The sequence below is a fragment of the Allokutzneria oryzae genome, from assembly GCF_042429765.1.
Classification (GTDB): Bacteria; Actinomycetota; Actinomycetes; order Mycobacteriales; family Pseudonocardiaceae; genus Allokutzneria; species Allokutzneria oryzae.
Window position 1 is genome coordinate 275,840 of sequence record NZ_JBHLZU010000020.1, and the last position, 14,889, is coordinate 290,728.

A 14,889-nucleotide genomic window follows, 5' to 3' on the forward strand; every position below is an offset into this window, starting at 1 on the left:
CGAGGAGGTTAGCGTCGCCGGTTTCCCGGCGCGGACGAACGTCACCAGTCCGGGGACGGAGCGCGCAACCTCGGGTTTCTCAGGCTGCTCTCAGCCGGTTCTCACCATCGCCACACCAGGGTGGTGCACCGTGAGGGAGTACAAGAGCGAAGAGAACTCGACATGGCACCGGTCACTCACGGGAACACAGCGGGTCTCCTCAACGTTCACGAGTAGGGCAGACAGCCCGCCATGGAGGTGCCTTCCCGTCCGATGCGAACGCAGCCTTTGACTCCGGCGCCGACCGCCGGCACGACGACCGTGACTCCCGACGCGGCCAGTTGGACGCCGCCGTCGTGGGACGACGTGGTCCGGGAGCATGCGGACCGCGTCTACCGGCTGGCCTACCGCCTCACCGGCAACCAGCACGACGCCGAGGACCTCACCCAGGAGACCTTCATCCGGGTCTTCCGCTCTCTCGCCTCCTACAAGCCGGGGACGTTCGAGGGCTGGCTGCACCGGATCACCACCAACCTGTTCCTGGACATGGCCCGCCGCCGCACCCGGCTGCGGATGGAGGGTCTGCCCGAGGACACCGACCGGCTCGCGGGCAACGACCCGTCGCCCGAGCAGGTCTACTCCGACACCCACCTCAGCCCGGACCTGCAGGCGGCGTTGGACGAGCTGCCGCCGGAGTTCCGCGCCGCGGTCGTACTGTGTGACGTGGAGGGATTGTCCTACGAGGAGATCGGCGCGACGCTCGGTGTGAAGCTGGGCACGGTGCGCTCGCGGATCCACCGCGGTCGCCAGGCGCTGAAGGCGGCGCTGGAGCGCCGTCGGGCAGAGCAGGCTCAGGAGGACTGTGCATGACCCCGGAGGTCTCGTCATGAGTGACCTGCGCGCATGGGCTCGCGCCGGACAGCACCTGAACCCGGACGCGCTGGTCGCGTTCGTCGACGGTGAGCTGTCGGCGCTCGCGCACGACCGGGCGTCCGCGCACCTCGCGGGGTGCGCGTGCTGCGCGGCGGAGGCCGCGGCGCAACGTCAGGCTCGTGCCGCGGTGCGCTCGGCGAGCATGCCGGGTCTGCCCTCCGGGCTGCTGGACAGCCTGCGTTCCATCCCGCAGCAGGTCGAGCTGCCGCAGGGGCCCGACGAGCTCGCGGTCACCCCGGACGGCCAGCTGGTCGCCGTGCTGCGGCCCGGACGGGTCGGCGCGGCCGAGGCGCCGGCCGGGCTCGGGTCCTCACCGATGATGGGTTCCTCGCCGATGCTCGGCCAGGGTTCCTCCGTGCTCGGGCGGCGCAGGAGCCGTCAGGGCACCGGGGTCGTGGTGTCCGGGCTCGTGCTCGGGGTGCTCGCCCTGGTCAGTCCCGCCGTCAGCGACCTCGTCGACGAGCAGTGGCCGACCCCGCCGCAGCCGGGTGCCCGTGCCGCGCAGGACCGCTCGCCGCAGCCCTCCTCCGAGCTGCTGTCCTCGCTGAACTCCTTGTCCCCGAACGCGGTCTCGTTGTTCACCGCGGTCCCCGGCCGCTGAGGCGACCCCCGCTACGCGGACTTCACCGTCCACCAGGCACGCTAGGGGCGCGTTAATCTCGGCTTCTGCCGTGCTTATGCAGCCGTGTCAGGACAGCGCCTCAAGCCCGGGGAACGATGAGCCAACAGCCCAACCAGCAGCAGGGTCCCACCGCGCGGGGGCACAACCGCCTCGGTCCGCGCCCGCTGGAGCAGCCTCACGTCGATCCGTCGCAGGCGGCCGCCTTCGGGCGTCCGTCCGGTGTGGACAGCTCGTTCGCGCCGAGGGCCGACCGGGAGCAGCGGGGCGGAGACTTCCAGCTCGTCGCCCCGCCACCGGAGGCGCTGGCGAAGGCGTTCAGCCGTCCGCCGGGCAACGGAGAGGTGCTCCAGCGCCCGCCGGGCGACCCCGGTGTCACCGACCCGGTCCCCGAGGCCGAGCAGCCGCTGTGGGCCGAGAGCTCCGGCGGCTGGCGCGACCCGAGCGCGGGCGCCGCGCTCGGACCGCCCGCGATGGCCGCGGCGGACAAGCCGAAGGCCGAGGCCGCGCGCGAACCCGGTGCCCGGCTCTCCGCCCGCGAGCTGCTCTTCGGCCGCAGGCTCTCCACCTCGGGAACGCTGGCGCTGCTCGGTGTCGTGCTGCTGGTCGCCGCGGTCGGCGGCGTCGTCGGGCGGCTCACCGCCGAGGGCGGCAACCCGCTGACCAGCTCCGACGTCACGCTCTCTCCGGTGTCGCCCGCGGTGGAGCGCCCGCCGGGCTCGGTGTCCGACGTGGCCAAGCGGGTGCTGCCGTCGGTCGTGTCGATCGAGGTCATGCTCGGCGACAAGGGCGGAACCGGCTCCGGCGTGGTGATCGACGGCCAGGGCTACGTGCTGACCAACAACCACGTCGTGGACATGGCGGTGAACGCGCAGGCCGCCAAGGTCGAGGCGATCTTCTCCGACGGCAGCCGGGTGCCCGCCCGCATCGTCGGCGCCGATCCGAAGACCGACCTCGCGGTGATCAAGGTCGAGGTGCGCAACCCCACGGTCGCGCAGGTCGGCCGCTCCGCCGACCTCCAGGTGGGCGACGCGGTGATCGCCGTCGGCGCCCCGCACGGCCTCGCGGGCACGGTCACCACCGGCATCGTCAGCGCGAAGAACCGCGCGATCCGGCTGGACACCGACCTGGTGATCAACGCGATCCAGACGGACGCGGCGATCAACCCCGGCAACTCCGGTGGCGCGCTGATCGACTCGCGCGGCGCGCTGATCGGCATCAACACCGCGATCTACAGCACCTCGAAGGGCTCCATCGGCCTGGGCTTCGCCATCCCGATGGACGAGGCCACGCAGATCGCCCAGTCGCTGATCCGCACCGGCTCGGTGAAGCACGCCGACCTCGGCCTGGACGCCAAGTCGGTCACCGCGGACACCTCAAGCGGCGCCCAGGTGCAGAACGTCCGCCAGGGTGGCGCGGCAGCTGCCGCGAACATCCAGGAGGGCGATGTGATCATCAAGGTCGGCGACCGGCCCATCGCCAACGCCGACGACCTGGTGGTCGCGGTGCGCCAGCGCAAGATCGACGAGACGGTCCCGGTGCAGATCGTGCGCCAGGGGCGCCAGCTCACCTTGAGCGTGACCCTGAAGTCGGACTGAGCGGCAACAGTGACGGCTGACCCCGGCGGTCGCGGCGACTACGCTTGCGGGGTCGGTTCCGGGCTGCTGTGGGAGGTGCGAGCGTGTTCGAGAGCATCGGTTGGTCCGAGATCCTGGTCCTGCTGATCGCGGCCCTGTTCATCCTCGGCCCGGAGCGCCTGCCGGAGGCGGCCTCCTGGCTCGGCCGCAACATGCGCAAGCTCCGCGAGTACGCCACCGGCGCCCGCCAGCAGCTGAAGTCGGAGATGGGAACGGACTTCGAGGAGTTCCGCAAGCCGATCGAGGACCTGCGCGAGCTGCGCAACAACCTCAACCCGAGGCAGGCGGTGCGCACCTTCTTCGAGGACGAAGACCACGACTACCGGTCCAACGGCAACGGCTACGCGTCCCAGGGCAACGGCACCGGCTACGCGTCGCCGAGCACCGCGTCGGACTCCACGCCGCCCCCGTCGTCGGCGCCGCAGCGCCCGCTGTCCTACGGCGAGCGCCCGCCCTTCGACCCCGACGCCACCTGATCCGGAGCTGCCGGTAGGGCTAGCGGCCCGCCGGCGTGACGGAGAGCATGCGGCCCGCGAGCCCGCGGGCGCGGGTGCCGAGCCGCTTGGCCACGTCGCGGAGCACCTGGGACGCAGGCGCCTCCGGGTCCGAGACCACCAGCGGGACCCCGGCGTCGCCCGCCTCGCGCAGGCGGGTGTCGAGCGGGACCTGACCCAGCAGCGGGACCTCCGAGCCGACCGCGCGGGTCAACGAGTCCGCGACCGTCTGGCCACCGCCGCTGCCGAAGATGTCCATCCTGGAGCCGTCGGGCATCTCCAGCCAGGACATGTTCTCCACGACGCCGACCACGCGCTGGCGGGTCTGCAGCGCGATCGCGCCCGCCCGCTCCGCGACCTCGGCCGCCGCCTGCTGCGGGGTGGTCACGACCAGGATCTCCGCGTTGGGGATCAGCTGCGCCACCGAGATCGCCACGTCGCCGGTGCCCGGCGGCAGGTCGAGCAGCAGCACGTCCAGGTCGCCCCAGAACACGTCGGCGAGGAACTGCTGCAGCGCGCGGTGCAGCATCGGCCCGCGCCAGACCACCGGGGTGTTGCCAGGGGTGAACATGCCGATCGAGATGACCTTCACGCCGTGCGACTGCGGCGGCATGATCATCTGCTCCACCTGGGTGGGCTTGCCCTCCGCGCCCAGCATCCTGGGCACCGAGTGGCCGTAGATGTCCGCGTCGACCACGCCGACCGACAGCCCGCGCTGCGCCAGCGCCGCCGCGAGGTTGACCGTCACGCTGGACTTGCCGACGCCGCCCTTGCCGGAGGCCACGCAGTAGACGCGGGTCAGCGAGCCGGGCTGGGCGAACGGGATGACCGGTTCCTTGCTGTCGCCGCGCAGCTTCTGGCGCAGCTCGGTGCGCTGCTGGTCGCCCATCACGTCCAGCGTCACCCGGACCTCGCGCACGCCGGGAACCTGGGAGACCTCGGCGGTGACGTCCTTGGTGATCTTGTCGCGCAGCGGGCAGCCCGCGACCGTGAGCCACACGACGACCGACACCACCCCGTCGGAGACGACGGAGACGTCCTTGATCATCCCGAGTTCGGCGAAGGGCTTGCGGATCTCGGGATCCTGGACGCGTCCCGCGGCTGTGCGCACGGCTGCGATGTCAATGGTGCTCACGAGTGCGGACACCGACCTTCCGGTACCGATTGGCTTGCTGGAGCGGCTTACCCCCGCTCGGACCATGCTACGGCCGGTAGGGCGACGGTTCGCTCACCGGCTGTGTGCGCTACGGCACGGGGGCGTTGAGCAACCGGAAAGACGCGCTCCGTAACATGGATTCGTGTCAGATTCGGGTACTGCTCGATTACCGACCAGTGGGGAGCTGACCGCCTGGCGCTCGTTCCTGCGGGCGCACGCACGCGTCACGCGCTGGCTGGAGACAGAGCTCATCGCGGAACAGCGGCTATCCCTGGCGGCCTACGACGTGCTTGTCCAACTGGCCGGAGCGCCGGAGTACAAGCTCAGGATGACCGAGCTCGCCGAGCTGGTCCTGTTGTCCCGGTCGGGGGTGACCCGGCTGGTGGACCGCTTGGAACGCGCCGGACTCGTCACGCGAGAGCGTGCGGACAGCGACGGCAGGGGGGTCGTCGCCGTGCTCACCGAGCGCGGTCTGGAGCGGCTGCGAGCGGCGGCCGCGACCCACATGCGCGGGATCTCGCGGCATTTCGTGGCGATGCTGGACCACAAGGAGCTTGACGCGCTCGGGCGCACCTGCGGGCAGCTCGCGGACGGGGAACTGCCGGTCACACAGGCGAAACGCGCACAGGCTTAGCGCGTTTCCGCCGGTTCGCCGTCCCACCGCGCGTCATCGGTGGCAGGAGAGCGCTTGCCCCTTCTGGGTTTGCCCTCCAGCAGGTCGACGCGCAGCCGGTCCAGCTCCGAGCGCAGGTAGTCCCGCGTCACCGACTCACCGACGGCCAGCCGCAGCGCGGCGAGCTCGCGCGCCAGGTACTCGGTGTCGGCCTTGGTCCGCTCCGCGCGGGCCCTGTCCTCTTCGAGCGAGACCCGGTCCCGGTCGTCCTGCCTGTTCTGGGCCAGCAGGATCAGCGGGGCCGCGTAGGCCGCCTGGGTGGAGAACGCCAGGTTGAGCAGGATGAACGGGTACGGGTCCCACTGCAGCGACACCGCGATCAGGTTGATCGCGATCCACACGATCACGAGCACCGTCTGCCAGAACAGGAACGTGCCGGTGCCGAGGAAGCGCGCGATCCGTTCGGAGAACCGGCCGAACGCCTCGGGGTCGACGTCGAAGGACAGCCTGCGCGGCTGCCTCGGCTGGTCAAGACGGCGGCGCGGGTGCAGCTCGGGCATGGACGCTCCTAGGTCTCTGGCGTCATCGACGCGTCGACGCCCGTCTCGGGCAGCCCGCTCTCCCGCCAGTCGCCCGGCAGCAGGTGGTCGAGCACGTCGTCGACGCTGACCGCGCCGATCAGGTGCTCCTGGTCGTCGACGACCGGCGCGACCACGAGGTTGTACGCGGCGAAGTAGCGGGTGACCTCGCCAAGGGAAGCGTTGGGGGACAACGATCCCAGGTGATGGTCGACCATTCCGGCCACCAGGTCGAACGGCGCCTCGCGCAGCAGCCGCTGGATGTGCACGCAGCCGATGTAGCGCCCGGTCGGCGTCGCCTGCGGTGGCCGCGCGACGAAGACCATGCTGGCAAGGGCCGGGGTGAGGTCGGGGTTGCGGACCCGGGCCAGCGCTTCGGCGACGGTGGCGTCGGGGGTGAGCACCACGGGCTCCGGGGTCATCAGACCGCCCGCGGTGTCGTAGGAGTAGGCGAGCAGCCTGCGCACCGGGGCCGACTCCTCCGGCTCCATCAGCGACAGCAGCCGGTCCTTGTCGAAGTCGGGCAGCTCGGCGAGCAGGTCGGCCGCGTCGTCGGGGTTCATCGCCTCCAGCACGTCGGCGGCGCGGTCGTCGTTGAGGTGGTTGAGCAGGTCCTTCTGGGCCTCCTCCGGCAGCTCCTCCAGCACGTCGGCGAGGCGTTCGTCGTCCATCGCGTCCGCGATCTCGTGGCGGCGCTTCACCGGCAGGTCGTGCAGCGCGCTGGCGACGTCGACCGCGCGCATCGTGTCGAAGACCGCCATCAGCTCCTGGGCGCCCTGCGGCTGTGCGGTGATCTCGGCGAGGCCCAGGCCCCTGACGCCCTCCCACGGCAGCACCTGGATCGGCCCCCTGCGGCTGAGCCTCCTGGTGCGCTCGCGCACCGCGAGCTTGGCGATCACCCAGTCCCTGGTGCGAGTCTGCTCCATCCCGGCGTCCACCACGACCGCCGACTCGCCGTCGCCGACCACCGTCACCCGCGCGTCGAGCAGCTCGCCGAGCACCATGACCTCGTTGGGCCGTTGGTGGAAGTGCCGCAGGTTCACCATTCCGGTCGCAAGCGTCACCGCGTTGGCCTCCAGAGAGGTCACCCTCAGCATCGGCACGAAGATGCGCCGCCGGGTGATCAGCTCGACGACCATGCCGAGGACGCGGGGCGGTTGCCGGTCCAACCGGAGCCCCGCGACGACGTCGCGCACCTTGCCTATCGACTCGCCGTCCGGCCCGAACACCGGCAGTCCGGCGAGCTGAGCGGCGAAGACCCTGCTCGTGGCAGCCACATCGGCAAGATTAGTGTCCGGACCATGATCAAGCCTGGTGACGCACGTCTCCGGTACGACGTGGTGGATGTATTCACCGACCGCCCTTATGCCGGTAACCCGCTGGCCGTGGTGCACGGTGCGGACCGGCTCGACACCGCCCAGCTGCAACGGATCGCCCAGGAGTTCAACCTCTCCGAGACGGCATTCCCGATGCGGCCGACCCAGGACGGCGCCGACTACCGCCTGCGGATCTTCACTCCCCGCGCCGAGCTGCCCTTCGCCGGTCACCCGAGCGTCGGCTCCGCCTGGGTGCTCGCCAGGGACGGCGCCATCGGCATCGGCGAGGCCGTCCAGGAGTGCGGGGCGGGCCTGCTCCCGATCTCCGTCGACCAGGCGGGTGCCACCCTGACCGGCGGTCCGGCCCGGCTCGGCGCGGAGCTGGACGCCGCCGAGCTCGCCGCCGCCGCGGGCCTCGATGTGTCCGATGTGGATGGTGCGGGCGCTCCGGGGATCGCGGGCTGCGGAATCGAGTTCGCCTACCTGCTGGTTCGCCCGGACGCGGTGTCCCGCGCGATGGTGGAGGCGGCAGCGGCGAAGCGGGCCGGAGTGCCGCACGGGCTCGTGGTGGTGTCCTACGACAGCGAGAGCAACGCGGCGCACGCGCGGATGTTCGCGCCGAACCTCGGTGTGCGCGAGGACCCGGCGACCGGCTCCGCGGCACTGGGCCTGGGCGTGTGGCTGGCCGACCGCGGTCTGGTCGGCGACGGCGACACCCGCTACGTGGTGAGCCAGGGAGCGGAGATCGGTCGACCATCCACTTTGGACTGCACGGTGACGGTCGAGGACTACACGGTCACCCGCGCCACCGTCCGCGGCGGCGTGGTCCCCGTCGCCTCCGGCACCCTCGCCACCCCCTCCACCTGAACAACGGCCATTCGCGGGCTTATGGACCGCTCTGGAGCTCCGAAGGCGTCCATAAGCCCGCGAATGGCTCAAGGGTGCTGAGGGGTGAGGCGGTAGACGGTGGTCCAGGTGGGGGGTGCGGACAGGGAGGGGCGGTTGAGGCGGGTCGTGGTGAGGGCCGCGGTCGTCAGCTCGTCGGGAGTGACCGCCTCCGCGGAGACCTGGACGTCCACCAGGTGGGAGTGGGTGCTCGGGGAGCGGACGGTGACCGTGGCGGTCGAGCGGTCCGCAAGGCCCGGGACCTCCTGTTCCTCCGGGCCGGTCGCCAGCCAGATCGCGCCGTCCCGCCACAGCGCCCAGACCAGCCTCGGCGGGTGGCCCTCCGGGCGGACCCAGACCGCCGCCGCCTTGCGCAGCGCCGCGTCCAGCAGACGGGTGATATCCATTCGCGCAGCATCCCACGGTTGTGAAAGGCGCCTCAGCGTGTGGTCGAGTCCCACCCGGCGTGCCAGCATCACGCGTGTTACTCGTCGGTACAAGGAGGTCCGCAGTGACTGATCGTCGGCGTCCCCGTCGCTCCTGCCTCGCGGTTCCCGGGTCGAGCCAGAAGATGATCGACAAGGCGCGCGGGCTGCCCGCCGACCAGGTCTTCCTCGACCTGGAGGACGCGTGCGCCCCGCTGGCCAAGCCCGGCGCGCGCAAGACCATCGTCGCGGCGCTCAACGAGGGCGGCTGGGAGGGCAAGACGCGCGTGGTGCGGGTCAACGACCTCACCACCGAGTGGACCTACCGCGACGTCGTCGAGGTGGTCGAGGGCGCGGGCGCGAACCTGGACTGCATCATGCTGCCCAAGGTGCAGACCGCCGCGCAGGTCGCCTGGCTGGACCTCACGCTGACCCAGATCGAGAAGACGATGGGCTACGAGGTCGGCCGGATCGGCATCGAGGCGCAGATCGAGAACGCCAAGGGCCTCGTCGAGGTCGACGCCATCGCCACCGCCTCGCCCCGCATCGAGACGATCATCTTCGGCCCCGCGGACTTCATGGCCTCCATCAACATGAAGTCCCTCGTCGTCGGCGAGCAGCCCAGCGGCTACGACGTGGGCGACGCCTACCACTACATCCTGATGCGCATCCTGATGGCGGCCCGCGCCACCGACGTGCAGGCCATCGACGGGCCCTACCTCCAGATCCGCGACCTCGACGGCTTCCGCCGGGTCACCGGGCGCTCCGCCGCGCTGGGCTACGACGGCAAGTGGGTGCTGCACCCCGGCCAGATCGACGCGTGCAACGAGCTGTTCAGCCCGCGGCAGGAGGACTACGACCACGCGGAGAACATCCTCGACGCCTACGACTGGTTCACCTCCGAGGCCGGTGGCAAGCGCGGTGCCGCGATGCTCGGCGACGAGATGATCGACGAGGCCTCCCGCAAGATGGCGCTCGTGGTCTCCGCCAAGGGCCGCGCCGCCGGGATGGAGCGCACCGACCGCTGGACGCCGCCCACCGAATGAACACCACGTCCCGGCGAACTGACACTCCGGGTGACCACTCGGACGCGATAGCGTCCGGAGGCATGAGCGAGTCGCAGGAGCCCGAGGAGCACCCGGAGCTGACGCACGAGCGTCCGTGGTTCGTACTCGTGGAGACCCCGCATGAGCACGGGTACACGACGAAGGTGCTGTCCGGTGGGTTCGACACCGCGGAACAGGCGAGAGTCGAGGCCCGCAAACAGGCTTTCGAGTTCAAGAGCTCCGCGCGTGCCGCGAGCAAGCGCAACGTCTTCCTGGTCGGTGAGGGCACCTACGTGGTGCTCTACCGCAAGGCCATGCTGAGTTACGAGTTCAAGCTCCGAGTCGTCCGGCTCATCGCCGAACCCGAAGAACAGCACTGACCAGCACTCCCTCCTCGCCCAGGGCACCGGCGGCCATCCGCTGCCGGTGCCCTTCGTCGTCGCGGGCAAGACCTTTCACACCAAAGGCGTAGCCGACCGCCTCCACAATCGGTTGCATTCCGGCTGGATTCCCAATGTCGAATTGATTGCCGCGTCAAATACTTGGGTATAGCACGCATTGGGGTGGGTATAGCGTGGCGCCTAACCAATGCTCCGTTGCGGTCAATTTGGATCACGCCTTGGTTCGTGTCGCCCGTTCAGGGGTACGCGAAAAGGTTGATTCCGATACCGTGTGTCCGAAGTTGGTGGTCACTATCCCTGGGTTAGCGGAGGGTGCTCCATGATGAAGAAGTTGGCCGTTGCCGGAATGGCCCTGTCATTGATTTCCATCCCGGCAGTGGCTCAGGCGGAAATCACGCCGCCGCCGGACAAAATTGTCATCGAACTCGCAACCGTGAACGGATCGGGCTGTCCGGCGGGTACCGCCGCCGTGGCGGTCTCCCCTGACAACACCGCGTTCACGGTGACCTACAGCGACTACATGGCCCAGGTCGGGCCGCAGGCGAAGCCCACGGACTTCCGCAAGAACTGCCAGCTCAACCTGAAGGTGCACGTCCCGTCGGGCTTCACGTACGCGATCGCGCAGTCCGACTACCGCGGTTTCGCCAACCTCGCCAGAGGCGCGACGGCGGTCCAGCAAGCGAACTACTACTTCCAAGGAATGTCACCAACCGTAGTATCGAAGCACAATTTCTCCGGTCCGCTGGACGACAACTGGCAGACGACGGACAAGGTGGACATCGCTTCGCTCGTCTACGCTCCCTGCGGCGAGAAGCGCAACGTCAACATCAATACCGAGCTGCGCGTGAACAAGGGCACGTCGGACCCGAACGCCACCAGCTTCATGGCTATGGACTCCACCGACGGCAGCATTACCACCACGTACCACTTCCACTGGAAGACCTGCCCCTGATACGGACCGGGCACGGCCGGTGTGCGGCCGTGCCCGTTTCTTCCGGAAGCGCTCACTCCTCCGCGGCGCTCAGCAGTTCCACCAGCAGGTACAACCCACCGCCGAAAACCACCAGCACCAGCAGCAGGCAGCCGCCCACCTTGAAGAACGCCGCGATGGAGTCGCGAGCCTCCTGGCGCCGAGGGGTGTCCTCGCTGCTGCTCGCCCGATAGACCGCGCGGCAGATCCAGTACGGACTGGTGACGAGGTAGTAGACGCCCATCACCAGGTAGTACGCGAGCTCGACGAACTGGGCGAAGAACGCCACCACCGCGAACACCGGGAGCAGGGCGATGACCACGAGCGCGTTCTTCCCCGCGGTCCACGCGTCGAAGTTCGGCTTGCGGACGGGGGAGCGGCGCTTCTTCGGCTCTTCACCCGCGGGCGCCACAGCGGCTGGTTCTGTCACGGCCGCACAACTTAGCCACAAACTCAGCCCGAGGGTGCGGTGACCACCCGCGAGGGCAGCGGCGAGGAGTAGACGACCGACGTGGTGGTCGACCCGAGGCTCGCGATCCGTCCCACCAGCCGCTCCAGGTCGCGCATGTTCCGCGCGGCGACGAACAGCACGAAGCAGTCCTCGCCGGTGACGTGGTGGCACTGGAGGATCTCCGTGGTGCGCTCCAGCTCCGCGTGCAGCTTGCGGTAGTTGCCGGACGGGTAGCGCAGCCGCACCACCGCGAGCACCCCGTAGCCGACGCGTTCGAGGTCCACCTCCGCGCGGAACCCCTTGATCACACCGCCTTCGACCAGCCGCCGCACTCGGTCGGTCGCGGCCGTGGCGCCGAGTCCGACGCGGCGGCCGAGCTCCGCGTAGCTGAGGCGCGCGTCCTCCTGGAGCTCGGCGAGGACGCGCCAGTCCGTCGAATCCAGCTCGAACGTGGAATCACCGGTCACAACGCAAAGCTAGCGTGGATTCAGCTGTGAAAGCAGTGATGCATCGAGCAAAAGCCCTGCTCAATGGCCACTTCCACGCCTACCGTTGCTCTCATGACACGAGTTGCCGCGAGCCCCGCGAACCCGGCCGCAGCTGCCGCGCACTTCCGCCACCTGCTCTCCGTCGAGACCGATCCCGCCGACCTGCGTGCGGACATGGAGGACGGCGCCGGCGGCTTCCTCGTGCTCGACGTCCGAGCCCCGGAGCACTACGCCGCTGGGCACATTCCCGGCTCGATCTCCTTGTCCGCCAAGGACATCAACGCCGAGAGCACCCGCGACCTGCCGCGTGGCGATGTGCTGGTGACCTACTGCTGGGGGCCGGGCTGCAACGGGGCCGACAAGGCGGCGCTGAAGCTGGCCGAGCTCGGGTTCACCGTGAAGAAGCTCATCGGCGGGTTCCAGACGTGGAAGTGGGACCGCCACCCGATCGCGACCGGTACCGATCAAGACGCTCGGTGAGGACCTTGTCACACCGCGGACCCCGCCGCGACCGGCCATACTCGCCAGTAACCCAGTCGCCTGAACCCCGTTGACGCAGCGTCGCAGGAAGGGGAGCTCGCCATGGCTCGGCTTGCCCAGACCGCCGGTCTCACCGATGTCCAGCAGGAGATCCTGGCCACCGTCCGCAGCTTCGTGGACAAGGAGATCATCCCGCACGCGCAGACGCTGGAGCACGGTGACACCTACCCGGCGGACATCGTCGAGGGCATGAAGGAGATGGGGCTGTTCGGCCTCACCATCCCGGAGGAGCACGGCGGGCTCGGGGAGTCGCTGCTGACCTACGCGCTGGTGGTCGAGGAGATCGCGCGCGGCTGGATGAGCGTCTCCGGCGTCATCAACACCCACTTCATCGTGGCGCACATGATCAAGCAACACGCCACGGACGCGCAGAAGCGGCACTTCCTGCCGCGCATGGCCACCGGTGAGGTCCGCGGCGCGTTCTCCATGTCCGAGCCGGAGCTCGGCTCCGACGTGGCGGCGATCCGCACCAGGGCGAAGCGGGACGGTGACGGCTACGTCATCGACGGGCAGAAGATGTGGCTGACCAACGGCGGGAGCTCCACGGTGGTCGCCACGCTCGTCCGCACCGACGAGGGCGCCGAGAAGCCGCACCAGAACCTCACCACCTTCCTGGTGGAGAAGCCGACTGGGTTCGGCGAGGTCCTTCCAGGGCTGAGCATCCCCGGGAAGATCGAGAAGATGGGCTACAAGGGCGTCGACACCACGGAGATGGTCTTCGACGGCTTCCGGATCGGCGCCGACGCGATCCTCGGCGGGGACAGCGGCAAGGGCTTCGCGCACATGATGGACGGCGTCGAGGTCGGCCGCGTCAACGTCGCCGCCCGCGCCTGCGGCATCGCCATCCGCGCCTTCGAGCTCGCCGTGGAGTACGCCCAGCAGCGCACCACCTTCGGCAAGCCGATCGCCCAGCACCAGGCCATCGCCTTCAAGCTGGCCGAGATGGCCACCAAGGTCGAGGCCGCGCACCTGATGATGGTCAACGCCGCCCGGCTCAAGGACTCCGGCCAGCGCAACGACGTCGAGGCGGGCATGGCCAAGCTGATCGCCTCGGAGTACTGCGCCGAGGTCACCCAGGAGGCGTTCCGCATCCACGGCGGCTACGGCTACTCCAAGGAGTACGAGATCGAGCGGCTGATGCGCGAGGCGCCGTTCCTGCTCATCGGCGAGGGGACGTCGGAGATCCAGAAGACGATCATCAGCCGCGGCCTGCTGCGCGAGTACCGCTCGCGCGGCTAGGCCGTGCCCTGCGGGCGGTGACACCAGCTCACCGCCCCTGGCGCCCTCACTCGCGTGCCCCCCATTTCGCGTTTTGTAGCCTTAATGCGAAATGAGAGCGCTCTTTTACGCAATTAGGTGACAAAACGCGAAACCCCGACCACGCCAGCCAGCCGGTCGGCGCACATCGGGGAACGGGCTCGGCTCGCGGGAGGCGGCCCTGGGCCGATCGGGGGGCGGCTGTCCACGCTCGGCACGCGGGCGAGGATGATCGGGGTCACCATGAGTGTCCAGCTCGCGGAGGTGACAACGGTGACGAGTCCATTTTCCGGCCGGCCTGTCGGCGGAGCCCAGAACCTGCCGACGCCTCCCTCGGGGTGGCCGATCGGTTCCTACGCCACCTACGAGGAGGCGCAGCGGGCCGTCGACTACCTGGCCGACGAGTCCTTCCCGGTGCAGGAGGTGACGATCGTCGGTGTCGACCTGATGTTGGTCGAGCGGGTCACCGGCAGGCTGACCTGGGGGCGGGTGCTGGCGACAGGGGCCGCATCGGGTGCCTGGTTCGGCCTGTTCGTCGGCATCCTGCTCAGCCTGTTCAACACGTCCGGCTTTCAGCTGGGCCCGATTCTTGTGGCCTTGGCCACTGGTGTGATCTTCTTCATGATCTTCAACGCCGCCGGCTACGCGGCTACGCGGGGTCGCCGTGACTTCGTCTCGGCGAGCCAGCTCGTCGCCGGTCGGTACGACGTGCTGTGCCAGCCTCGCAATGCGGAGCGGGGTCGTGACGCGCTCGCGAAGCTCGCCATGAAGGCCCCCGGCCAGGACACTTGATATTCGCTTGAGCGACGGGCCGCCCTTCTTTCCGAAAGGTGGCCCGTTCGTTCTTTCACATCTCGCCCCGATGATGTTGATGCGCGCGCACGTACCCACCGTGACCGGCGCAGAGAGCTTTCTGAATCCTTTCCGCAACAGCCTTATCTGAATCGTTGCCGTCAGCCGGTTGCGGCCCCTGAACAAGGGGCCTAGGTTCTGTCACCAGCCTGCGGGCGTGTGCGTTGGCTCACGCCCGTGCCGGAGGGCACGACGAGGTGTCCGGAGCTGTTCTGTCCGACCTTCGTCGTCGAGGTTCGTGCCGCCGCT

General features: G+C 69.4%; 18 protein-coding genes. 12 read left to right on the forward strand and 6 right to left on the reverse strand.

The features are described 5' to 3' along the window. Window positions 1–252 precede the first annotated feature (252 nt). From sigE to tatB, 4 genes are all read left to right on the forward strand, one after another. A complete protein-coding gene (sigE, locus tag ACFFQA_RS25695; RefSeq protein WP_377857288.1) occupies window positions 253–849 on the forward strand; it encodes an RNA polymerase sigma factor SigE in 597 nt (198 codons plus the stop codon). Window positions 850–865: 16 nt separating this feature from the next. Next, window positions 866–1,513, forward strand: coding sequence for a hypothetical protein (locus ACFFQA_RS25700; protein WP_377857291.1), 648 nt, complete (start codon window positions 866–868; stop codon window positions 1,511–1,513). A gap of 116 nt (window positions 1,514–1,629) precedes the next feature. Then, window positions 1,630–3,129, forward strand: a complete 1,500-nt coding sequence (locus tag ACFFQA_RS25705) for a S1C family serine protease (protein WP_377857294.1) — start codon at window positions 1,630–1,632, stop codon at window positions 3,127–3,129. 83 nt (window positions 3,130–3,212) lie between these two features. Continuing rightward, a complete protein-coding gene (gene tatB / locus ACFFQA_RS25710; protein ID WP_377857297.1) occupies window positions 3,213–3,644 on the forward strand; it encodes a Sec-independent protein translocase protein TatB in 432 nt (143 codons plus the stop codon). Between the two features lie 19 nt (window positions 3,645–3,663). On the opposite strand, the gene ACFFQA_RS25715 is transcribed toward tatB, so the two are convergent. Then, window positions 3,664–4,797 (reverse strand): Mrp/NBP35 family ATP-binding protein, encoded by a 1,134-nt coding sequence (locus tag ACFFQA_RS25715; protein WP_377857300.1) that lies wholly within the window; start codon window positions 4,795–4,797, stop codon window positions 3,664–3,666. A 163-nt stretch (window positions 4,798–4,960) separates the two neighbouring features. On the opposite strand from ACFFQA_RS25715, the gene ACFFQA_RS25720 reads away from it, so the two are divergent. Next, window positions 4,961–5,452, forward strand: a complete 492-nt coding sequence (locus ACFFQA_RS25720; RefSeq protein WP_377857302.1) for a MarR family winged helix-turn-helix transcriptional regulator — start codon at window positions 4,961–4,963, stop codon at window positions 5,450–5,452. Here ACFFQA_RS25720 and ACFFQA_RS25725 read toward each other — a convergent pair. Further along, window positions 5,449–5,991 carry a DUF1003 domain-containing protein gene (locus ACFFQA_RS25725; protein WP_377857305.1) on the reverse strand — a complete coding sequence of 181 codons (543 nt, stop codon included), beginning with the start codon at window positions 5,989–5,991 and terminating at the stop codon, window positions 5,449–5,451. The two genes, ACFFQA_RS25720 and ACFFQA_RS25725, sit on opposite strands and share 4 nt — an antisense overlap. Window positions 5,992–5,999: 8 nt before the next feature. Then, window positions 6,000–7,286 (reverse strand): magnesium transporter MgtE N-terminal domain-containing protein, encoded by a 1,287-nt coding sequence (locus tag ACFFQA_RS25730; protein ID WP_377857308.1) that lies wholly within the window; start codon window positions 7,284–7,286, stop codon window positions 6,000–6,002. 24 nt (window positions 7,287–7,310) lie between these two features. On the opposite strand from ACFFQA_RS25730, the gene ACFFQA_RS25735 reads away from it, so the two are divergent. Further along, window positions 7,311–8,192, forward strand: a complete 882-nt coding sequence (locus ACFFQA_RS25735; RefSeq protein WP_377857311.1) for a PhzF family protein — start codon at window positions 7,311–7,313, stop codon at window positions 8,190–8,192. Between the two features lie 68 nt (window positions 8,193–8,260). On the opposite strand, the gene ACFFQA_RS25740 is transcribed toward ACFFQA_RS25735, so the two are convergent. Next, a complete protein-coding gene (locus ACFFQA_RS25740) occupies window positions 8,261–8,617 on the reverse strand; it encodes a hypothetical protein (protein WP_377857314.1) in 357 nt (118 codons plus the stop codon). Window positions 8,618–8,721: 104 nt separating this feature from the next. Here ACFFQA_RS25740 and ACFFQA_RS25745 point away from each other — a divergent pair, with 104 nt between their 5' ends. The 3 genes from ACFFQA_RS25745 to ACFFQA_RS25755 all read left to right on the forward strand — a co-directional run bounded on the left by ACFFQA_RS25745 (window position 8,722) and on the right by ACFFQA_RS25755 (window position 11,034). After that, a complete protein-coding gene (locus ACFFQA_RS25745) occupies window positions 8,722–9,681 on the forward strand; it encodes an HpcH/HpaI aldolase/citrate lyase family protein (RefSeq protein ID WP_377857317.1) in 960 nt (319 codons plus the stop codon). Window positions 9,682–9,743: 62 nt separating this feature from the next. After that, a complete protein-coding gene (locus tag ACFFQA_RS25750) occupies window positions 9,744–10,061 on the forward strand; it encodes a hypothetical protein (protein ID WP_377857320.1) in 318 nt (105 codons plus the stop codon). A gap of 340 nt (window positions 10,062–10,401) precedes the next feature. Next, on the forward strand, window positions 10,402–11,034 hold the full coding sequence (locus ACFFQA_RS25755) for a DUF4360 domain-containing protein (protein WP_377857323.1): 633 nt from the start codon (window positions 10,402–10,404) through the stop codon (window positions 11,032–11,034). Between the two features lie 52 nt (window positions 11,035–11,086). Here ACFFQA_RS25755 and ACFFQA_RS25760 read toward each other — a convergent pair whose 3' ends face one another. Then, the gene (locus ACFFQA_RS25760; RefSeq protein ID WP_377857325.1) at window positions 11,087–11,482 is read right to left on the reverse strand and encodes a hypothetical protein; all 396 of its coding nucleotides are present in this window, start codon (window positions 11,480–11,482) and stop codon (window positions 11,087–11,089) included. A gap of 23 nt (window positions 11,483–11,505) precedes the next feature. Further along, window positions 11,506–11,970 carry an Lrp/AsnC family transcriptional regulator gene (locus ACFFQA_RS25765; RefSeq protein WP_377857328.1) on the reverse strand — a complete coding sequence of 155 codons (465 nt, stop codon included), beginning with the start codon at window positions 11,968–11,970 and terminating at the stop codon, window positions 11,506–11,508. Between the two features lie 93 nt (window positions 11,971–12,063). Between ACFFQA_RS25765 and ACFFQA_RS25770 the strand changes: the two genes are divergently transcribed. The 3 genes from ACFFQA_RS25770 (at window position 12,064) to ACFFQA_RS25780 (ending at window position 14,580) form a co-directional block, all read left to right on the forward strand. Continuing rightward, the gene (locus tag ACFFQA_RS25770) at window positions 12,064–12,471 is read left to right on the forward strand and encodes a rhodanese-like domain-containing protein (protein WP_377857331.1); all 408 of its coding nucleotides are present in this window, start codon (window positions 12,064–12,066) and stop codon (window positions 12,469–12,471) included. A 102-nt stretch (window positions 12,472–12,573) separates the two neighbouring features. After that, a complete protein-coding gene (locus ACFFQA_RS25775) occupies window positions 12,574–13,770 on the forward strand; it encodes an acyl-CoA dehydrogenase family protein (RefSeq protein ID WP_377857334.1) in 1,197 nt (398 codons plus the stop codon). Between the two features lie 261 nt (window positions 13,771–14,031). Further along, window positions 14,032–14,580 (forward strand): YflT domain-containing protein, encoded by a 549-nt coding sequence (locus ACFFQA_RS25780; protein WP_377857337.1) that lies wholly within the window; start codon window positions 14,032–14,034, stop codon window positions 14,578–14,580. Window positions 14,581–14,889 lie beyond the last annotated feature (309 nt).